We start from the raw sequence: 20,209 nt of genomic DNA on the forward strand, positions 1-20,209 counted from the left end.
CGACGAAAGTCAGTCGACTACGGGGTAGTTCGGCATCGGCCACCTGTGTTCCGGGTTATCCATCATTAGATCGATGAAGATTGGCAGAAGGCAGCCCAGGATTGATGCGCCATCCCTCACTTGATCGCGATTGACATCGCTGTTCCAGGTGGCGCCGCCATGAACCAACTGATTCCTCAAGACATAGAGCCGATCGAACAGGATTGAGAGGATCCGGGCGGTGTCATGATCGCGCAAGGCATGCTTGATCGCGGTTCGGCTGCGTTCAAGCTTCTGCTCCCAATCCGCATGGCCAGCGGCCCCATTCTGGTGCTGCCAGAACGGGTGATAGACATAGCGATTGTCCAGCAATAGTCGTATTTCCTGGCTGAACCGCTGCCAAACAGCATCGTAGACCCGGTGGCGCGCGTCGAACTTTACCAAGGTCGAGAAGAATGCCTGGAACAGTCCGCGTTCGCCTTCCGGTGCAGAGCTACTGGCTGAAGCCTCAACATCACCGGCATAGGCCGCGTTGAACCCGATCCAGAGAAGAATGAAGCGGACGTCATGGTCCTGATCCTCAGCTTCCGCACGCCGAAGCCAGGATAGCGCGCGATGAACGCGCAGTGCCAAGGGGGTCTGAAAGCCTTCGCGCAGCGAGCGCTGCTTCTCTTTCAAGGCTTCGGGATGGAGAGAATTGCCAAGGGGGTAACGGTAAACCATTGGCACAGCTTAGCGCTGGAAATCCTAACCGAATAGATCACAGCGACATCAGCTTGGAATTTGGGAGACGGCGCGGATCCATTCATCGATCTCGGCTTCAACCCAAACTGCGCATTTCGGCCCCAGCGATCGCGATCTCGGGAACCGCCCCTCGCTCATACGCTGATAGATGGCGGAGCGGCGCAGTCCGACGCGGGCGATCACTTCCGGCAGGCGCAAAAGCCTCGCCGGCGGCGCTGCTTCGGGCGGTTGAGGCATGTGCATTTCATCTGGTGTTGCATGCGGCATTGTTGATCTCATTTGCTTGGGTTCGGTCCCCTCCGAACTCTCAGGCTACCGCGACAGTGACATCGTGATGTCTCGGCCCACGAAATCATCGATGTGCTTGGCAAGCATTCGTGCCACGAGCTGTGAGGTGCCGTTGGCCCACCGAGGCCGCAGATCCTCAATCCGCCGCCCCAGGGTCCGCTGAAGATGGACTGGGAGGCTGGTGAAGAACTCTTCGAGAAATTCGCCCATCTCGCCATGCATCCACTCGCAAGCGAGCTCTTCTTGCCCGGCAAGAGCAAGGATAATGGTCGCGCGGGGGTGCGCTCCACAGGCGGCGAGCACTAGTGCCGCTTCGTCGAGCCCGATAGGCCGCTGGCCACGCGCTACGCGAAGCAGGGTCTCGCGGTGCATCCCGCATTCACTGGCAATCCTGTGGCGGGGTTTGCCGCCGGCATCGATCGCATGGGCGAGCACGCGAGCCAGACTTTGATTAGCCGGTCTGGCAACGGTGGTCGGATGGTGCATGGCTGTCTCCTTGCATCTGCACTGATGCGATTCGCAGGCATATCGCGAAGCATCCCATGTAGGAAAATGAAAAGAACATACATGGAACATCTCGTTTAGAGGCGAATCATTTCCTCTATCCGAGTCGTCGCCAAATCCCGGCTGCCGTGACGGCGTTCACCGACACAAAAAGACTGACTTCACGTCCTTATCGTCGATTTTATGCGTTGAGCTGGAAAAGATGCGTCCGCATCCTTCCACCTCCAGACGGTATTGCTGCTGAACACTTTCCTACCAGCATTTCCTAGATGCATGTGGAACACACAGCGAACGCAAGAACGCTGTGACCACCCCTCCAACCGGAGCTTCACATGCAGTCTCTCACCCTCCCCCGGCGCGCCAGCGTCAAGGGTCTCGGCAAGACCCTCAACATCGCTATCCCGGTCGCAATCGCGGCGCTTGCGGCGAGCGCCGCCTATGCCGGCGCTGATACGACCTTCACCCCTGCCCTCACGAAGTTCACCGACTTTCTGGAAGGCTCGGGCGGCAAGATCATCACGGTCCTCAGCCTCGCTGGCGGCCTGATCGGTCTGGCATCCGGGCGTTTTTCGCTCGGCCAGGTCGCCGTTCCGGTGGGTGTCGGCATCGGTGTCGGCACGGGTGTTCCGATCGTCACCTCGGTTGTGACCGCGGTCATCTGAGCGCGGCAAGGGAAGGCGGCGTCGCCATGGCAGACCCTTACATCATTCCTCGGCGGCTCGATGACCCGGAGCTTATCGGCTTCTGGACCATCGACGAGTTCGCGGGAATGCTGGCCCCCTTCACCTGGGGGATCCTCACCCAGCATATCTTTATCGGCATCATAGTCGCCTTCGGCGCCTGGTTCGCATTGCGAAAGGCAAAAGCAGGACGCGCCAGCTCCTGGGTAGCCCACGCCGCATACTGGTATCTGCCTGCAGGATTTCTGGGCCTAAAGGCAACGCCGCCTTCCCACTGCCGACTACTCGCCGGTTGAGGGGCACTTCCATGTATTCCGACATATCCCACGAACGGCAGCAATCGCTGCTGCGCCAGCGGAACCTCTTTGCGCTCACCAGCGCCGGCCTTGGCCTTGCACTGGTCGTCGCCGGGAGCCTTGCCGCCACCCGCGACCGCGAAGTGGTGCTGGTTCCGACTGTTCCCAAAGCGCTCACCGTGAGCAGTGCCGGGGTCGAGGCCGATTATCTCGAGCTCGTCACCCGCGATGCGGCCCTTGTTCTTCTCAATCGCAGTCCGGAAGGCCTCGATTACTGGATGAACGAAATCCTGAAGCTGGCAGATCCCGCAAGCTATGGCCGCCTCAAGGCCGAGCTCGTCCGGATCGTCGAAGAGCAGCGGGGCTCGGATGTCACCCAGGCATTCGTGATCCGGTCGATGACGGTCGATCCCAATGGCCTCACCTCGGATGTGACTGGCACGCTCAAGACCTTCGTCGGCGCGCAGGTGATTGCCAGCGACGAGCGCCGTTTCCGCTTCAGCTGGACTTACCGCGGCCTGCGCCTGGCGCTCGCCGGGTTTGCCCAGCTCCCCCCGCAGGACAAATCGAAGGAGGCCCAGTGATGGCTTACCGAAAAGGGACCCATACACGGGGTCTATTTCTGAGCGCGGCCGCTCTGCTCACCGCAGCATCCCCCGCTCATGCCGCCGACCAGTTCAAGCAAACGGCTGACGGCGCCGGAATCGAGTGCAGCGTTTCAGCGCGCGAGCTGACCCGCTTCGCCTTGGTCGACGACCAGTTCGCCAGCGTCTCGAAGATCTCGACCGGCACGCCCTACAACGACTTTGCAGTGACCAACGAGCCGGTGCGCGGCGACATCTATGTGTCGGTGCCGGAAACTTACGCGGCGCGGTCGATCAGCTTCTTCACCACCACCAAGAAGGGCTTCGTCTACAAGGTCGCGTGTCGGGTTGAGCAAATTCCGGCGACCCAGGTCTTCATCACCAACCCCGTCATCGCGAAGAACCGGGCGGCGGATTGGGAAAGCCAGACCCCGATCGAGACCAGCGCCGTCAGGCTCATCCAGGCGATGGCCAATGACCGGACGGTCGACGGTTTCGAGGTCCGCCAATCGACTGCCATACCCGCACGGGTCGGCGATCTCGAAGTCCAGCTCATCGCTGATTATCGCGGCGCCAGCCTCACTGGGAAGGTCGTCCGCATCCACAATCGCGGAACGAAGAGCGTGACGCTCGCCGAACGCGATCTCGCACCGCGCGACACGCTCGCCGTCTCGATCGCCGATCCGAAGCTTGAGCCCGGGGCCAGCACCACGGCCTTTGTTGTCGGCGCAAGCGGGGAGACCGGCCATGACTGATGCAACCCATACGCCAAGCACTGCCCCTTTGCAGGCCGAGAGCGCGGCATCGTCCGAACTTTCCGGGCTCAACGCCCGCACCGCGCGCCGTCAGAAGCTGCTGCTGGGGTCGCTGGGAGCACTCGCCCTCATCGGCGGAAGCTGGTTCATCCTTGGCGGCGACGACAAGGCCAAGACCGGCGATCCCAATGCGGCGCAGACGATCGACACGGCAGGCCTGGTCAACCGCGACCTGTCCCAGCGCGAGTTCGTCGCGACTTATGGCAACCGGCTGGATGCAGTCACGCGCGAACAGAAGGCGCTGAAAGACGGCAGCATCCCGCGAAGCGAGATCGAAGCGCAGCTGGCGGCTCTCAAAGCCGAGAACCAGGCCATGCGTGTCGATGGACAGGCTGCGATCGATGCTATCTCGGCAGAGAACGCCGAGCTCAAGACCCGGCTTGCCGCGCAGCCTGCATCACCTGCACCGGCTGTACCACCACCGGCTTATGGGCCGCAGGCAGGCGGCTATGACGCAAGGGCTCGGTCACCTCAAACCAGTACCGGCACCGCAGCCGGCGATCCGCAGGGCGGCATGATCCCTTTGCCTGGCGAGGTGAAGCTGATGAGCTTCAGCTCCGACAAGGTAGGGACCAGTGGTCTGAGAGTAGGCCGGCCCGATGCGCCACCGGTCGTCATCGAGGATTCGCCCGAATATCTGCCGCCCAACTCCTACGCGCCGGCACGCGTAATCGTCGGCGTTGATGCCTCGGCAGGCGTCGCCAGCCAGACCGATCCGCTGCCTGTGGTGCTTCGGATTACCGGCCCTGCTCGTTCGGTCATGCAGAACGGAAAAGTTCTGACCACCCGGATCCAGGGCTGCGTTGTCAACGGCGCGGCACGCGGGGATCTCAGCAGTGAGAAGGTCTATGTGAAGCTCGCCCGCATGACCTGCGATCAACCTGGGGGCAGGGTCGCGGTGAGTGAGGTCAAAGGCTTCATCAGCTTCGCTGGCAAGTCCGGGGTCCGCGGCCGCGTCGTAAGCCGCGAAGGCAGCCTCGTCAGCCAGGCGCTGCTCGCAGGAATTGTCGGCGGCTTCGGGCGCGGCTTCTCGGCCAATGCCAACAGCGTCTTTTCCGGCGTCACGACCAACCCCGACGGCAGTCGCTCCAAGCTCTCAGCCGGCGACATTCTCGGCGGCGGACTTGGCCAGGGCGCCGCCGACGCTGCCGACACGGTCAGCAAATACCTGATCGAGCGCGCCGAACAGTACCAACCCGTCGTCGAGATGCCGACCGGCATCGATGTCGAGATCGTGTTTCTCGACGGCGTCTACGTGAGGAACTCCCAATGATCGAAAATACTCTCCTCGAGCAGGACAATCGTCGGCGCCGCTGGTTGCGTGCCAGCGCCGGACTGACGGCGATCATCGCCGTGTCGGCCGCGACGGGATGGGGTGTGGCAAGCCTTGCAGCCCCTGCTGCCGCTCCAGACACGGCGAAAGTTCGAGAGGCGCTCAAGCTGCGCCTGCCCAAGACGCCGATCGACGCGATCAACTGCAAGGGCCTTGGCGGCCTGTGCGAGGTCGCGTCCAAATCGACGCTCTTCTACGTCGACCGGGCCGCAAAGTATCTGGTGATCGGCCGGGTCTACGACATGGAAGCCCGTCAGGATCTGACGGCCGCCCGGTTGCTTGCCCTCAATCCGGACCTGCTGGCAGCAGGGGCAGCGCGGCGCAGCAATCCCGAGACGCAATCGGAAGGTGGTCCGAGCGCAGCCGCAGCTTCAGATCGAAACGCGGCACCGCGACATGTCCCGCTCAGCAATCTTCCCGCCAAAGGCGCGATCACCTGGGGGCCGGCCGATGGTCCGCGTGTCGTCGTCTTTTCGGACTTCCACTGCGGCTATTGCAAGAAGCTCGAGGCCGAATTGAAGGCGATCGGGGCGCGGGTTGAAGAGCGGCCGATCTCGATCTTCGGGGCCGAAAGCCGGCGCGATGCCGAACGGGTGCTGTGCTCGCCGCGGCCTGAGCTGGCGCTGCATATGGCCTATTCAGGTCTGGCGCTCGCCAATCCCAAACCCTGCGACACAAGCGGTCTCGATGCCAACGAGGCCTTCGCGCGGGCCCACGGTTTTGGCGGCACCCCTGTGATCGTGCGCCCCGCCGATGGCGCCGTTCTCGAAGGCTTCCGGCCTGCCGCTGTGCTCCGGGACTTCCTGCGCGCTGGCCCCTCCCTGGCCCCAACCCCTGCTCCCAAAGGATAGACCCATGCGTTTTCCAACACGTCTCCTTGCCTGCGCCTGTCTGGCCGGTCTTGCCAGTGGCTGCGCCACGTTCGGCACCAACGTCGAGGGCGATTTCACCTGCCGCGCGCCGAAGGGCGACTGCGCACCGGCTCACGTCATCGATGCCAAGGCGACGGACAATCTGTCGAACGGCACGCTGCTCCATGCTGACGCGCGGCAGAGGTCAGGCGTCGTGGATGCCGACACCAGCCGCACAGCGGAACGCACCTTGCGCGTCGTCTTCCCCGCTCATGTCGATGAAGCTGGAACGCTGCATGACGAAGCGGTCGCCTGGACCGTCGTCGAAAATCCGCGCTGGGCCACCGAGCTGCGCCGCAAGGCGGGCGAGGGCCAGGGCGGATCCCTGATGCGCCAGGTCCGTCGGCAGCTGAAAGCCGCTCAGAGAGCCCCAGCACCGGACGGCGCGGAGGGAGACCCGAACGCACCTGACGAGGCGTCGCCCTTCTCGTCTGCACGCGACGACGCGGGTCAGGCTGGCGGCATCTGGGGCGCCGATGCCCCCAGTCCCTTCAACGAAACTTCAGATGCCTCGCCGCTGGTCCTCCCCTCCACGGCGCGCGAGGCCGTTGCCGGTGCCAAGGCACCGGCGGTCGAGGGGTTCGACACGTCGCCTCCCCCGCGTGATCGAGCCCCTCGGCCTGAGGCGGGGCAGAGCGCTCCGCTGTTCCCGAGCGCAGCGGCGATTGAAGCCGCGAAAGCTGCAATCCGCCCGGCAGTCAGAACCGGCGAACAGCCGATCGTCAGCACCTCCCAGACCAAGGAGCCCAAGTGATGGCCGAACAACTCAAGACCGTCGTCGATCGGCTGCTCAGTGGATTGCTGGGTGATGCCGAGCACGCCGACAAAGCCCGCCCGCAGCTCATGGTCGACATGCTCTCCGACTGGCTCCCCTACCGGGTCTATGATCCGGCAACCCGTCTTTACTTCAACGCACGCTCGAAGGGCTTTGTCCTTTCGGTTACGCCGCTGATCGGAGCCGACGAGCGCACCGGGGAAATACTGGGACAGTTCTTCTCGGAAGGACTGCCGGCAGGCGCCTGCCTTCAGGTACTCCACCTTGCAAGCCCGCGCATCAGCAGGATCATCGCCCCGTGGTTCGCCCCACGATACATCCAGGGCGGCGTGTACGAGGCAATTGCCCGGCACCGGGCGCGGCGGCTCTATTCGCTCGTCTGGGAGTCCGGCTCGCCGGACGCGCCCTTCCATGCGCGGCATCACCAGGTGATCGTCTCGGTCGGGGTGCCGACCTCCAAGTCGGTCAGCAATGAGGATCTCAAGCAGACCCGCGATGGCCTGGTGGCGATGCTCAAGTCGCTCAATCTCGGCGTGGTCGAAGTCAGGCCGGAAGCGCTCATCGCTGTCATCGATGATCTGACTTCGCCCACCACCGCTCCGCAGGACGATGCGGTGCCCTACAACCCGAATGATCCAATCGCATCCCAGGCGATCCGCCACGACATCGAACTGGTGGTGGCTGAAGACCGCATGCGGCTCGTCACCGAGCGTTTCCGTCCCACTGGCAAGGTCAATGACGGCGTGCCCGAGATCGGGACCGTCTATCCCGATGCCTTCGATGTCCGGCATTTTGCCGTACGCAACATGCCATCGCGCTGGGCCCCGTGGGAATGCTCGCGGCTGATCGGCGACCTGTTCACCGACAAGCTGCGCTTCCCCTGCCCCGCCGCCACCATGCTGTGTCTCGTCTATCCGGACCAGGAGGCTGCATCGGCGAAGGCCGGATTCAAGTTCATGCGGACGACCAGCCTCGCCGGGACCCGCAGCGCCCGGTTCCTGCCTCGGATCGGCGAACAGGCCGCCGAGTGGCAGCATGTTCAGGCCGAGCTTCAGGAAGGCCGCCGTCTCGTGCGGGTCTTCTACGGTGTCACGACCTATTCACCGCTGGGCCAGGGCGATCGCCACGAACGCGCGATCAAATCGATCTACAAGGCGGCGGGCTGGGACCTTACCGACGAGCGCTACCTCCAGATCCAGGGATTGCTCGCCGCGATGCCGCTCACCCTGGCTGACGGGCTCGGCGCCGACATGGAGCGGCTGAAGCGGTTCAAGACTGTGTTGTCGACGACCGCCGCCAATATCGCGCCCATGCAGGGCGAGTATCTCGGCAGCGCCCACCCCCACCTGCTGTTCGTCGGGCGGCGCGGCCAGCCTTTCTTCTGGTCCCCGTTCGAGAACGAGGCGGGCAACCACAATGTCGCGATCTGCGGCAAGTCGGGATCGGGCAAATCGGTGCTGCTCCAGGAGATGTGCGCGGCCCTGCGCGGCGCCGGCGCGCAGGTGGTCGTGATCGACGACGGCCGCAGCTTCGAGCATTCGGTCAAGCTACAGGGCGGCCGCTTTGTCGAGTTCACGATTGCAGCGGGCTTTTGCCTCAACCCGTTTTCGATGATCGATGGGACCCGCGCGGCCGAGGACGAAGACTACCGTCTCGACTGCTTCGGGATGATCAAGGCGATCGTCGGGCAAATGGCTCGCCACAGCGCGAAGCTGACCGATACCGAGCGCGGGCTTATCGACCGGGCCGTCAATCTCGTCTGGGCGGAACATGGTGCCGCAGCGACGGTCACCACAGTTGGCGAGATGCTGGCCAGTCTTGGGAATGACACCGCCTCAGACATTGCGACTGCGCTTGCCCCCTACATGGCGGGCGGAACTTACGGCGCCTTCTTCGAAGGCCAGGCAAGCCTCGACCTCGATGCGGACTTCACGGTCTTCGAGATGTCCGACCTCGCGAGCCGGGAGGATCTGCGTAGCGTCGTGCTCTCAGCCATCATGTTCATGACCAGCCAAGCCATGACGCGAAGCCCAAGGTCGCTGCGCAAGCTTCTGCTGATCGATGAAGCCTGGTCGATGCTCAAGGGCGGCTCGATGGGTGAATTCGTCGAAACCTACGCCCGCACCTGCCGCAAATATGGCGGCGCGCTGGCGACCGCTACCCAGTCGCTCAACGACTACTACAAGTCCGACGGGGCAACGGCGGCGCTCGAGAACAGCGACTGGATGCTGATCCTCCAGCAGAAGCCGGAGACGATCGCCGATTTCAAGGCGAGCAAGCGCCTCGATATGGACGATCGCACCGAGACGCTGATCCGCAGTCTCAAGCGCTCCGGGAGCGACTATTCCGAGGTGTTCATCAAGGGGCCGGAGACCGAGGCGATCGGGCGGCTCGTGCTCGATGACTATTCGGCAACGCTCTTCTCGAGTTCGCCCCAGACCTTTGCCGCCATCGATGCCGAGATCGCGCGCGGGCACCAGCTCGCCGATGCCATCGAGCGCATCGCTCATCCCACCCGCTGACACCCCATCACCAAAGGATCCCTATCTCCATGCCTCTCCATCTCGTCACCCCGTTCGACCGGACCGACCCGTCCGAAGACGAACAGCCCGTCAGCCCGCAGGTGCAGACCTTGCGCTCGCGCATGGCCGATGGCTGCTACATCCTGCTTCGCGGCTGCCTGTTTCTCGGCTCATCCTACCTGATGGCGCTGGGCCTGCCGCTGCTGTTCTTCCTGCTGTTGTCAGGCGGCAGTCCCGATGCCTTCTTCGCCCATGTCGCCAATCTCGGTGACCGCTTCCTGGCGGCCGACCTCGCACGGCGCGTGACATTCCTCGGCCAGTGCAAGTTCGTTCTGATCGGTCTCGCGACGCTCGTTGTCGTGTGGCGCATGCCGCGCTTCATCCGCGATCTCGACCGCGAACTTTCGGGAGAAAAGCTGTGAAGAACATTCTGGCAACATCGAGCCTGCGGGGGCGGCTTTCAGCGATCAATCTCACCGCTGTCCTGGTCGGCGCCGGCATGATCGGTCAGGTGCTGTGGGGTGTCTGGGCGACGGACAAGCTGCTCATCCTGGAAAAACGCGAGGTCGTCACGGTTCAGCTGAGCCGGATCATGGGCGACTTCATCGAAGCCGAAGCACGTGCCGGTCGGCCGCCTGAAGAAACCAGACTGCGCGTCCAGGCCTACCTCAAGGCCGTGGAAGCCTCGGTACAGAAGCTCGGACGCGAAGGCCGGACAGTTCTGGTTGCCGAAGCAGTGGTCGCCGGGAGCACACCGGACCTGACCGGGTCTGTGCGTGCCGACGTCGTGCGCCGCATGGGAGCCATTCCCAATGCAGCCCGCTGATCTCTTTATCCGCTCAGCTTCGGCGCGCCGGCTCGTGCTTTGGGGCGGGCTCGGCGCCGGGGCACTGGCCCTCTCCTCGCTTGCCGCCTTCGCGCAGGGCCATGCGCTTATGATCAATGTGAGCCCCAGCCTGCCCTACTGGGCCATCTGGGTCACGCGGGGGGCACCCGTGCATCGCGGGGACATCATCCTGTTCGACCCACCCACCTCGCCTTTGTTAGTCAAGCATTTCGGGGCGAAGCCCAAGCCGTTCGGCAAGCGGGTGAGCGGTGTTCCGGGCGACATCATCACCGAGCAAAACCGCATCTACTTCGTCAACGGTGAGGCCGTGGCCAAGGCCAAGCTTGAGAGCCGCCTCGGCGAACCGCTGGCGCTTGGACCTACGGGGCGCGTGCCGAAAGGCTGCTACTTCGTCACCAGCGAACACAAGGATGGCTTCGACAGTCGCTATGCCGCGATCGGTTGGATCTGTGGACCGCGCATACTCGGAGTCGGGAGGCCAATCCTGTGAGGCTCCTCACTCTGCCGGTTTGCACCACTGCGCTGGCGCTGGCCATCGCACCACAGGCAATGGCTCGCGATTACGGCCAGCACGGCGCGGTATGGCCGGTCATCGAACCGGACCTGCTTCAGCAGATCCATGCCAGGCTCACCCAGCTTGAGAAGACCGGCGAAACGGCCCGTCTCAACGAAGAGCTGAAGCGGCGGACAATCGCCCGGGTCAACCGGCCAGAGCCTGTCGCTGGCGTCACCCTCGCCTCTGCGCTGCGCAGCTGGCGCTTCGATCCGACGATCACCGTCCCGCGCGATGTTGCCGACGACAAGGGCCGGCTCATAATTGCCGCAGGCACGCGGGTCAATCCGCTCGATACCGTGCCGCTCCGGGCTCCGCTCGTCTTTCTCGATGGGGACGACCCGGCACAGCTCGCCTGGGCCACCCGTCGCTATGCCAGCACCAAGGCGAAGCTCATCCTCGTGCGGGGTGCGCCGCTCGAACTCATGAAGGCCCGGCAGCGGCGCTTCTACTTCGATCAGGGCGGCACGCTGGTGAAACACTTTGGCATTCGCGCGGTGCCCGCAACCGTCGAGCAGCAGGGCCGCGCGCTCATCATCACCGAACAGCCCCCTCTCAAGGAGCGTGCGCCGTCATGAGCAAGAAAAAACGCCTTCTGTCATGGCTTTGCGGAGCACTCCTGCTCACCAGCCTGAGCATCGTGTCCAGTGCTCCTGCCCAGGCTGCGGCCGGCCCCGGGCGCTGCACTGGCAAGTTCGTCAATCCGATCACGGACATCTGCTGGTCGTGCCTGTTTCCGATCTCGATCGGTGGCCTGAAGATCTGGCCGTCGAGCCGTCCCGATACGAGCAACCCGGCTCTCCCCGTTTGCCTCTGCGGTTTGCGGCCCGGCATCGCCATGGGGTTCTGGGAGCCGGTCCGGCTTGCCGACGTCAGCATGAAGCCATGGTGCTTCGTCAATCTCGGCGGGATGAAGCTCGATCCTGGGTTCGACATTGGATTCAAGTCGATGGCGGGGCCATCGGCGGTCGGCGGCAACACTCAGTACAACTCGCAGTGGCATGTCCACTGGTATGCCTATCCGCTGATCTACTGGATGGAGATCGTCGCCGACTTCCTGTGCCTCGAGTCCGGCTCGATCGACATCCTCTACATCACCGAGATCGATCCCCTCTGGCAGGACAGCGAGCTCACCGCGATCATCAATCCCGAGGCGGTCCTCTTCGCCAATCCCTTGGCGCTTGCCGCCTGTGCAGCGGACTGCGTGGCGGCAACGGCCAAGCTGCCGACCGATGAACTGTTCTGGTGCGCGGGCTGCCAAGGCACGATGTATCCGCTCAACGGCAATGTCTCGGCGACCATTGGCCATGTGCAGGCGTCGCGGCTCGCGCTCGCCCGCTTCTCCTACAAGCTCCACCGCGAGCTCGTCGCATGGGGAACGATGGGCAGCAAAGGGCTTTGCGGCAAGTACCTGATGCCGGTGATGCGCAAGCAGCAGTACCGCTTCCAGGCCACCAATCCCAATCCGCAGACCAAGGGCCGCTTCGCCTGCGCGCCCATTGGTGCCTCCACCACCTTCATGTCGGCAGGCCAGGTCTATCCCGCCATTGGCGAGGACATGGGCTACCTGGTCTGGCGCAAGCGGAATTGCTGTGCGCTATGAACAAAATTCCTCATCTTCTTGTCGTCGCATCGCTTTCCAGCCTCGCTGCTTTGGCTGGCGCCTCGGCTCAGACGGCCGAACCGGACCTCGATCTGGCCGCTATCCGGGCGCGGGCCAGTGCTGGTGCCCCCGATGCCGACGCGCTGTCTGCCAATGCCCGCGCCAGAGCCGAAGCCCTGGCGCGGGAGGCGAGGACCAGCTCCGACGAGGCCGAGGCGCACGCCCGCCGCTACACGCGTGAAGCCGCCGCAAACGCGAAGCCTGGTGAGGCCAGCACATTCGATTTTGACCGAATGGTGGCCGATGCCGGCGCCATGACCAGCGAAGGCATGGGCGAGGCGCCGAGGTTCATCGCCTTTGCTTCGCTATCGATGCCGCCTGCAGCGCTGCGTGCGATGATCGACGACGTGACCAAGGCTGGCGGTGTTGTTGCCTTGCGCGGGCTGCCCGGCAACAGCGCCAAGGCTCTCACGGCGGCATTGGCCAAAGTTGCCAAGCCCGGCGAGCAACTGGACGGCGTCGGCATCGACCCGCGGCTGTTCCGCGCCTTCGGAATCGAGGCGGTGCCCACCTACGTCGTCACCAGCAGCGACTTCGATCTATGCGACGGGTTCGACTGCCGGACGCAAGTTCCGCCGCACGACCGGATGAGCGGCAATGTCAGCGCAGCTTACGCGCTCGAGACCTTCGCGCGCGGCGGCGGCCCCGGCGCTTTGCTCGCCGCCCAGCACCTCGCCCGTCTTGAAAGGCAGGTTCCATGAAACGATCGGTCCTCTCTCTCGCTGGCGTGGGCGCGCTTCTTCTCGCCCTCGTCGGCCCGCTCCACGCCCAAACCACAACTGATGCTGCCAAGGCCGACGGCAAGGCTTTCGGGCGGGACAAGACAGCCGCGGCGCAAAGCGCGGCAACGACGAACCCGGATGCAAGCCGCATCCCCAATTTCGGCGGCACGCCGAGCCAGTCGGGTTACTTCGACGATCCTGACCGGATGAGCCGCGAAGCGGCGAGCCAGGCGACGACCAACACCGGCTACAAGGCCATGCGGGATTCGATGGACCGGCGCGCCCGGTTTGCGCCGCAGGATCTCGATGCAACGATCGCGCGCAGCAATGTGATCAGCGATGACCCGCTCGCCTATACAAGCGGAATGGCCATCGGCGGCTCGCAGGGACGCTGCGTGCCCTTGCCGCCGGCCAGCGGAACCGCGGCGCGCTACATGGCGACCTGCAATGTCGGCTATACGGCAACCCAGGAGACGCGGACCTGCCCCGTGACGTTGACCGCGCGTGTCGAGCAGCGGCAGGTCTACGGCTACTACTGTGTTGGTGGAAGCGGGGTCGACCCGGTTTCGGTCTACAACTGCAACCGCTACCCCGCGCCGCAATGCACGGTCACGCAGTCCTATCCGATCAACCTGTGCGATCCCTATTTCGGGATCTACTGGGGCTGTAACTCGGGTGATCTGAGGGTCGATCTCGTCAGTTGCACGGCGCCGGTCGATGGCGCGACACCCTACACGGTGACAGGCGAGAACGTCGTCACGACCACGCGCGATGAAAGCCAGTGTGCTGGTCTTGCGGCTGATACCTCGTGCCAGCAGGACACCGAGACGTGCACGGACAGCGATCCGGTGACCCGCATCGTCGATGGCATCGCCGTGACGCAGCCGTGCTGGGCGTGGAGCCGCAATTACAGCTGCGCGCAGTTCACCGAGGCACAGGACTGCCAGACACTTGAAGCCACTCCGGGCTGCAAGCTGGTGCGCGAAGACTGCCTCGCGGGCGAGCCCTGCCGCACCTGGGAGCGGGTCTATGATTGCCCGGTTCCAGACCAGCCTGCGAACACCAACCAGTTCATCTGCGACGGTGATGTCTACTGCATCGATGGCTCGTGCGAGACCATCCAGCGCGAGGCCAACGACGAGTTCAAGGATGCGGCCGTCGCCTTGAACGCGATGAACCAGGCGCGCCGCGAATTCGATCCGGACAACCTCACTCTGTTCAAGGGGACCCGAGAAAGCTGCTCGTCCAAGGTCTTCGGCGTGCTCAACTGCTGCAAAGGCAAGGGTTTCCCGCTTATCCCCGGCATCCAGCTGCTCGTGGCGCTGGGCTGCAGCCGCGAGGAGATGCTGCTGCATCAGAAGGATGCGCAGGGTCTGTGCGCCTACGTCGGCACTTATTGCTCGTCCTCCTTCCTTGGCGTGTGCCTGACCAAGCGCAAGGTCTACTGCTGCTTTGAATCCAAGCTCTCGCGGATCCTGCAGGAGCAAGGCCGCCAGCAGCTGAACAAGCCCTGGGGCAAGCCGAAGACCGAGCAATGCCAAGGCTTCACCATCGACGAGTTTGCCCGGCTCGACCTCTCGAAAATGGACTTCAGCGAGGTCTACGCCGAGTTTACCGACGCCGCCCGCCTGCCTGACGAGCTGCAGGCAACTCAAGACATCCAACAGAAGATCGAGGACTACTATGCCCGCGCCCGCCAGTAAGGCCGCGTGGCGGCTGCTTGCCGCCTGCGCAATTGCCAATTCCTTTTGCCAGTTTTCTCCGGCGACCGCCCAGTCGGCCGCAAGCCGGGCCGATGCGCCGCCGAGCGCGCAGCCGGCCGAGCGCCAGGATAGCTTCTATTGCGAGGAGCGGCGGCTTGGATACTGGTTCTACTGCGAGCGGCCCAAGACGCCGGACCAGAATTCGCCCTCGCCAGCACCTACGTCCAGCGCGACCAGCCAACTTGATGCGATCACGGCGACTTTGCGCGAACTGAAGGCCAAGGCGATCCTCGAGCCGACGCCAGCAAATGTGACGGCCTATATCCGCTTCCAGCGCGCCCAGCTCGACCGGGCGTCGCTCTTCAGCGACGTCTGGCAGCGGGCGATCTGGCAGGATCCCGAGCTCGACTACACGCTGCAGCGCCCGGTCTCGACGCTTGGCAAGCGCCAGTGGCAGGATTCTCGAAGCGCGGAACGGAACGCCGCGATGGCCCAGCTTTCCGAGCGTTACGGGCTGTTCTACTTCTTCGCCCAGAGCTGCGGCGCTTGCGAAGTCATGTCGCCGATCGTGCAGAGCGTTGCCTCGACCTGGCATATCGCGGTGCGCGCGATTTCGACCGATGGCGGCCCGTCGCGGCATTTCCCGAACTACACGGTCGAGACCAACCAGCGCAGCCGCATGGGGCTCGAGCCCAAGATCACGCCAGCGGTCGTGCTCTGGGACGCGCGGACCGGCCGCCCCATTCCGATCGGCTACGGCGTCATGAGCGCCGACGAGCTTCAGGACCGGATTTACCTCCTCACATCGAAGGAAGCTGGACGTGACTACTAGGATGAAAAGAGCCGTCGCTGCGCTTCTTGCAGCCGCCCTCCCCTTCGCCCTCCCTCTGTCTGGCGCATCGGCCGACGTCGGCAGTTCGATGGACTCGTTTCTGAACGACGTCGGGGGCGCTGCCAACGTCAACGGACCGACCGCGTTCCAGGGGCAATCTGCCGGCTATTACAGCCTCGGCAATGTCTGGACGCGGTTCCCGCAGAAGACCACCAACATCGCCAATCTACAGCTGCCGCGCGCCCGCGCCGGTTGCGGCGGCATCGACATCTTTGCCGGGTCCTTCAGCTTCATCAACGCGAGCGAGATCGTCGCCATGCTGAAGGCAGTCGCGAACAACGCTGTCGGTTTTGCCTTCAGCCTTGCGATCGACACGGTCTGCCCGGAATGCTCGAAGATCATGCAGGAGTTCAGCCAGAAGGCTCAGCTCATGAACAATCTCAACATCAACTCCTGCGAAATGGCGCAGGGTCTGGTGGGCGGGATCTGGCCGAAGGGCGACCTTGCCGACAAGGCGATCTGCGAAGCGATCGGCAACTCCGAGGGCATCTTCACCGACTATGCCGCGGCCAAGCATGGGTGCGGCACCAGGGGGCAGCGATCGAGCACGACCGCGCAAGGCTCGGGCAAATATGACGACGTCAATCCCGGTGTGCCGCGAAACTACACCTGGACGATCCTCAAGAAGTCGGCGTTCTTCTCGCCTGGCGGCCGCTTCGACGAGGAGCTCGCCGAATATGCGATGACGCTGCTGGGCACGATCATCTACGTGCCCCCCAAGGACGACGAGCCGGGCAAGTTCGTGCCGATCGTCGGCGAGGCATCGTCCACCCTCGTGACTTCGCTGCTGGATGGCACGGCGAATGGCAATGTCCTCATTTTCGACTGCGACGAGCCGGAAAAGTGCCTCAACCCGGGCTTCAAGTCGCTGAGCCTGCCGGCATCGAAAGCGCTGCGGCCGCGCGTGGCTGCGCTCATCGGCGGTATGGTTCAGGCCATCCGCGACGACACCGCGATCAGCGAAGAGCAAAAGGAACTGCTGCAAGTCGCGTCTATCCCTCTCTACAAGATCCTGACCGTCCAGGCGGCCTATGGCCGGGGCATGCCGACCGACGACCGGGAGACCCTGGCCGAGATCGCCAGTGTCGACCTGCTGTTTGCTGTGCTCGACCGGATCGTGAGCGAGGCGGGCCGCTCGATGTCGAGCTTCATCGGGGCCGACGAAGCCAAGATCGCCATGTGGCAGAATCAGGTCAATGTCGTGCGTCAGGCGCTCGCTGACCGGCAGGCCAACACGCATCTCAAGGTCAATGCGGTGCTGCAGATCATCGAGAAGACGGCGTTCATCGAGAACGTGCTGGCCGCCTCGATGTCGCCCGGAATGGCCGCATCGCTGGACTGGTCGCGCGGCGTCCAGAACCGCGCCCTCACCCACTGACCGGACCAACCACATCCAGGCGGGACAACAGACATGGTCGAGATTTTCACGGTCGGCGGCGGGGACTATCTGGTCAACGTCTTCCAGGCGGTCGCCGCCTGGACCGGCAACGGGGGCTACAAGAGCCTGCTCCAGGTGGTGATGGTAATGGGGCTTGGCCTGTCTGCCATCACCCTCGCGTTCAATCAGGACTGGCGCGCCTGGATAAACTGGTTCCTAGGCGCAACGCTCATCTACTCCTGCCTCATGGTGCCGCGGCTCGATGTCCATGTGACCGACCGGCTCAATCCGAGCCTTGCCCCGGCCAATGTCAGCAACGTGCCGCTGGGGTTGGCCTTGATGGCGAGCTTTACCAGCCAGGTCGGCGACTATCTGACGGGCTCGGCAGAAGTGGTGTTCGGCCTGCCTGGGGATCTCAACTATTCGAAAAACGGGATGATCTACGGCGCGCGGCTCTACGATGCGACCCGGTCCTTGCGGATTTCCGATCCGGAGTTTGCTGCCAATCTCGACGAGCACTTCCGGCAATGCGTGTTCTACGACGTGTTGCTCGGCCGCTACTCGATGAAGGAGCTGGCAGAAAGCGGCGACATCTGGGCGACGATCGCGCCGGGGAGCCAGGCGCGCGCGCAGCGGTTCCTGACCCGGGATGCCACTTCGGGCCAGGTGAGCTCGAGCATCGTGACCTGCCGCGAGGCCTACGACACGCTCAATGCGCAGTGGGCCGGCCTCGTCGATGCGATGGGATCGGTGTTTGGCCGTCAGCTTTACCCCAACCAGACGGCTGCGCTCGCCAAGGCGAAGCTCTTTGCCGACCTGCCGGTGGCCTATCAGTACCTCACCGGCGTGTCGGCCAACGCGACCGAAATCTTCAAGCAGACGCTGACTATCAATGCGATGAGCCAAGCCATGCATTCGATGTCCGGCAGCAGCGGTGCCGGCAATGTCGACGTCTACGCACAGACCCGCGCCGACATTCAGACCGAGCGGACCTATGGTTCGATTGCGAGCAATGCGATGAAGTGGGTCCCGCTCCTGAACGTCGTACTGACCGTGCTGTTCTACGCGCTGTTCCCGGTGCTCTTCCCGCTTTTCCTGCTCCCGAAGACGGGACCTGTCGCACTCAAGGGCTATGTGACAGGCTTCTTCTATCTCGCGGCCTGGGGGCCGCTGTTCGTAATCCTCCACATGATGCTGATGTACAAGGGCGCGGCCGACATGAGCGCGGTCACGGGCAGCAACGGCCTCAGCCTTGCAAGCTTTACCGGGATGGCCGACGTCAACAGCGATATCGGTCTGCTGGCCGGCTATCTCATCGCATCGGTGCCGTTCCTGGCAGGGGGTGTGGCCAAGGGCGCCATGGCCATCTCGCACCACGCCACGAGCTACCTCAACCCGAGCCAGAACGCGGCCGAGGAAGCGGCCCGGGAAGCGAGTACCGGCAATGTCTCGCTCGGCAACACCAGTTTCGAAAACTCGAGTGTCCTCACCCGCCAGTTCGCACAAGGAACGATCGCTCCGAGCTTCACCTATGGCGCGCCGCAGACGCGGACGTTCAGCGACACCGGGGCAATGACCACGAGCTTTCCGGACGGCAGCTACGATCAGATCCCGACATCCAGCTATCCTTTCACGCCGACGCTGGGCCAGGAGTTCACGGCGCGCCTTTCGACGATGGCATCGCAGGCCCGCGCCAACAGCGAGACTTATGCCAATGTCGCCACGGAATCGACGACAAGCGCGGTCACGAAGTTCCGCGAGCTCAGGGACCAGTTCAGCCGGGGCGCATCCTTCGAGAGCGCGACCGGCACCTCGGACTCCGACAGCATCCAGACCGCATTCAGCGAGGTCGATCAGGCATCGACCAGTCTGCAGCGGCAATTCGGGCTGTCGCGCAGAGCGGCCGATGACATATCTACGGCATGGTTCCTCGGCGGTGAGGCCGGGGCAAAAGCTGGGATTTCTAATGGCGTGCTCTCGGGAAGCGTAGGAGCGAAGGGCGGTGGGACACGCACATGGACCGACAGCGACATCGGCATCGCATCCGAAGACCGTTCCCGGATCTTTGGAAGCCTGTCCCAGATGTCAGACAGCCGCAATTGGTCGAGCACCCGCGATGGGTTCGTCCGCTCGGTCAGCACCTCATCAAGCTCGTCGATCTCGAGCACCGCGAGTGGCATGAGCGCATCGCTGACCGAAGCGCAGAGCTACAGCCGGGAGGCACGCCGAGCTGAGGAGCTCGCCAACCGGCTCGAAAGCCAGGCGTCCTTCTTCGAAGGAAACAGCGCTGCAGGCAGCCTCAATTTGTCCCAAGCCTACCGCGAATGGGGTCTCAGCGAGATCGAAAGCAACCGCGATTTCTATGGCAATGCGCGGTTTGACGATGTCACTTTCCAGCTCAGCCCGGAAGGCCAAGCATTGCAGGCAAAGTTCATCGAAAGCTATGCCGAGCAGCTTCGCGACGGGATCGACGATCGTCTCGTACTCGCCCCAGGACTGCCCGTATCCCGACCGGCTATCTTAAGCGCAGGCTCAGTGCGCGGCCGGGCACAAACCGGCGGCGGAGGTTCCGGTTCAGTGCCTCGGGTGGGGGGCGGCGATCTTCGTGAAGAGGTGCAAAGGGCTCAGGCGGCCGGTCGCCAGAAGATTACCGGCTCTAGGGGACGTCTGGACGCGATCACCAAGGGAGCTCAAGGTGCCAATGCAGAAGCAGCGGATGATGTGAAGGAGTGGTGACTTGAACGGTCACCACAGGCCGAAGGACGCTCCAGCCAGAAACGCGAAAACTGCGCCAATGACAATAAGGCCGATTATCGTCAGCTTGCGCCCCCAAGGGTCGGCCCACGACTTCTTGATCCTGTACTCAATTAGGCGATTCTCAAGTAGCGCCTGATCAAGCTCCGACAGACCCTCCCAATTCCGGGATGCAGGTCGGTTGCCAGGATCGATGTCAAAGTTGTTCATGATCGCATTCATCTCGCCGCTCCTTGGAACATAGCAGAAACGAGGACAGTAACCAG

22 protein-coding genes are annotated in these 20,209 nt (G+C 63.6%); 18 read left to right on the forward strand and 4 right to left on the reverse strand.

Translation table 11 applies throughout. The annotated features are described in order from the left end of the window. Positions 1–9: 9 nt before the first annotated feature. Genes WFP36_RS01835 through WFP36_RS01845 form a run of 3 tightly spaced genes read right to left on the reverse strand, consistent with a single transcriptional unit; the run spans position 10 to position 1,497 of the window. Positions 10–702 (reverse strand): HEPN domain-containing protein, encoded by a 693-nt coding sequence (locus tag WFP36_RS01835; protein WP_066554256.1) that lies wholly within the window; start codon positions 700–702, stop codon positions 10–12. A gap of 48 nt (positions 703–750) precedes the next feature. Beyond that, positions 751–990, reverse strand: a complete 240-nt coding sequence (locus WFP36_RS01840; RefSeq protein ID WP_237229944.1) for an AlpA family phage regulatory protein — start codon at positions 988–990, stop codon at positions 751–753. 45 nt (positions 991–1,035) lie between these two features. Further along, positions 1,036–1,497: a transcriptional regulator gene (locus WFP36_RS01845; protein ID WP_336977351.1), complete on the reverse strand. Its 462-nt coding sequence runs from the start codon at positions 1,495–1,497 to the stop codon at positions 1,036–1,038. 350 nt (positions 1,498–1,847) lie between these two features. Here WFP36_RS01845 and WFP36_RS01850 point away from each other — a divergent pair, with 350 nt between their 5' ends. Genes WFP36_RS01850 through WFP36_RS01935 form a run of 18 tightly spaced genes read left to right on the forward strand, consistent with a single transcriptional unit; the run spans position 1,848 to position 19,925 of the window. Continuing rightward, positions 1,848–2,177, forward strand: coding sequence for a hypothetical protein (locus tag WFP36_RS01850; RefSeq protein ID WP_011445803.1), 330 nt, complete (start codon positions 1,848–1,850; stop codon positions 2,175–2,177). 26 nt (positions 2,178–2,203) lie between these two features. Then, positions 2,204–2,491 (forward strand): type IV conjugative transfer system protein TraL, encoded by a 288-nt coding sequence (traL, locus tag WFP36_RS01855; protein ID WP_020819170.1) that lies wholly within the window; start codon positions 2,204–2,206, stop codon positions 2,489–2,491. Positions 2,492–2,502: 11 nt separating this feature from the next. Beyond that, positions 2,503–3,075, forward strand: coding sequence for a type IV conjugative transfer system protein TraE (locus tag WFP36_RS01860; protein WP_336977353.1), 573 nt, complete (start codon positions 2,503–2,505; stop codon positions 3,073–3,075). Next, positions 3,075–3,830 carry a type-F conjugative transfer system secretin TraK gene (locus tag WFP36_RS01865; protein ID WP_336977355.1) on the forward strand — a complete coding sequence of 252 codons (756 nt, stop codon included), beginning with the start codon at positions 3,075–3,077 and terminating at the stop codon, positions 3,828–3,830. The genes WFP36_RS01860 and WFP36_RS01865 overlap by 1 nt, the downstream gene beginning before the upstream one ends. Next, complete coding sequence (locus WFP36_RS01870; RefSeq protein ID WP_336977356.1) at positions 3,823–5,163, forward strand: TraB/TrbI/VirB10 family type IV secretion system protein; 1,341 nt, start codon at positions 3,823–3,825, stop codon at positions 5,161–5,163. The genes WFP36_RS01865 and WFP36_RS01870 overlap by 8 nt, the downstream gene beginning before the upstream one ends. Then, positions 5,160–6,074: a DsbC family protein gene (locus WFP36_RS01875; protein ID WP_336977357.1), complete on the forward strand. Its 915-nt coding sequence runs from the start codon at positions 5,160–5,162 to the stop codon at positions 6,072–6,074. The genes WFP36_RS01870 and WFP36_RS01875 overlap by 4 nt, the downstream gene beginning before the upstream one ends. A gap of 4 nt (positions 6,075–6,078) precedes the next feature. Continuing rightward, on the forward strand, positions 6,079–6,888 hold the full coding sequence (locus WFP36_RS01880) for a conjugal transfer protein TraV (RefSeq protein ID WP_336977358.1): 810 nt from the start codon (positions 6,079–6,081) through the stop codon (positions 6,886–6,888). Next, positions 6,888–9,431: a type IV secretion system protein TraC gene (gene traC, locus WFP36_RS01885; RefSeq protein WP_336977359.1), complete on the forward strand. Its 2,544-nt coding sequence runs from the start codon at positions 6,888–6,890 to the stop codon at positions 9,429–9,431. Before WFP36_RS01880 ends, traC begins: the two co-directional genes overlap by 1 nt. Positions 9,432–9,460: 29 nt before the next feature. Continuing rightward, a complete protein-coding gene (locus tag WFP36_RS01890) occupies positions 9,461–9,853 on the forward strand; it encodes a hypothetical protein (protein ID WP_291548993.1) in 393 nt (130 codons plus the stop codon). Next, positions 9,850–10,257, forward strand: a complete 408-nt coding sequence (locus WFP36_RS01895; RefSeq protein WP_336977360.1) for a type-F conjugative transfer system protein TrbI — start codon at positions 9,850–9,852, stop codon at positions 10,255–10,257. Before WFP36_RS01890 ends, WFP36_RS01895 begins: the two co-directional genes overlap by 4 nt. Next, positions 10,244–10,768 carry a S26 family signal peptidase gene (locus WFP36_RS01900; protein ID WP_336977361.1) on the forward strand — a complete coding sequence of 175 codons (525 nt, stop codon included), beginning with the start codon at positions 10,244–10,246 and terminating at the stop codon, positions 10,766–10,768. Before WFP36_RS01895 ends, WFP36_RS01900 begins: the two co-directional genes overlap by 14 nt. Further along, entirely contained in the window at positions 10,765–11,409 is a 645-nt protein-coding gene (gene traW / locus WFP36_RS01905) for a type-F conjugative transfer system protein TraW (RefSeq protein WP_336977362.1), read from the forward strand. The genes WFP36_RS01900 and traW overlap by 4 nt, the downstream gene beginning before the upstream one ends. Beyond that, positions 11,406–12,434, forward strand: a complete 1,029-nt coding sequence (traU, locus tag WFP36_RS01910) for a conjugal transfer pilus assembly protein TraU (RefSeq protein ID WP_336977363.1) — start codon at positions 11,406–11,408, stop codon at positions 12,432–12,434. The genes traW and traU overlap by 4 nt, the downstream gene beginning before the upstream one ends. After that, the gene (trbC, locus tag WFP36_RS01915; RefSeq protein WP_336977364.1) at positions 12,431–13,195 is read left to right on the forward strand and encodes a type-F conjugative transfer system pilin assembly protein TrbC; all 765 of its coding nucleotides are present in this window, start codon (positions 12,431–12,433) and stop codon (positions 13,193–13,195) included. The genes traU and trbC overlap by 4 nt, the downstream gene beginning before the upstream one ends. Next, the gene (locus WFP36_RS01920) at positions 13,192–14,919 is read left to right on the forward strand and encodes a conjugal transfer protein TraN (protein ID WP_336977366.1); all 1,728 of its coding nucleotides are present in this window, start codon (positions 13,192–13,194) and stop codon (positions 14,917–14,919) included. The genes trbC and WFP36_RS01920 overlap by 4 nt, the downstream gene beginning before the upstream one ends. Beyond that, positions 14,900–15,751 carry a conjugal transfer protein TraF gene (locus WFP36_RS01925; protein WP_336977367.1) on the forward strand — a complete coding sequence of 284 codons (852 nt, stop codon included), beginning with the start codon at positions 14,900–14,902 and terminating at the stop codon, positions 15,749–15,751. The genes WFP36_RS01920 and WFP36_RS01925 overlap by 20 nt, the downstream gene beginning before the upstream one ends. A 1-nt stretch (position 15,752) precedes the next feature. Beyond that, positions 15,753–17,189, forward strand: coding sequence for a conjugal transfer protein TraH (locus tag WFP36_RS01930; RefSeq protein WP_140041491.1), 1,437 nt, complete (start codon positions 15,753–15,755; stop codon positions 17,187–17,189). 33 nt (positions 17,190–17,222) lie between these two features. After that, entirely contained in the window at positions 17,223–19,925 is a 2,703-nt protein-coding gene (locus tag WFP36_RS01935) for a conjugal transfer protein TraG N-terminal domain-containing protein (protein ID WP_336977371.1), read from the forward strand. A 9-nt stretch (positions 19,926–19,934) separates the two neighbouring features. On the opposite strand, the gene WFP36_RS01940 is transcribed toward WFP36_RS01935, so the two are convergent. Next, on the reverse strand, positions 19,935–20,165 hold the full coding sequence (locus WFP36_RS01940) for a hypothetical protein (RefSeq protein ID WP_168905738.1): 231 nt from the start codon (positions 20,163–20,165) through the stop codon (positions 19,935–19,937). Positions 20,166–20,209 lie beyond the last annotated feature (44 nt).

It is taken from the genome of Fulverythrobacter fulvus (assembly GCF_037154085.1).
In the GTDB taxonomy this organism is placed as follows: Bacteria; Pseudomonadota; Alphaproteobacteria; order Sphingomonadales; family Sphingomonadaceae; genus Andeanibacterium; species Andeanibacterium fulvum.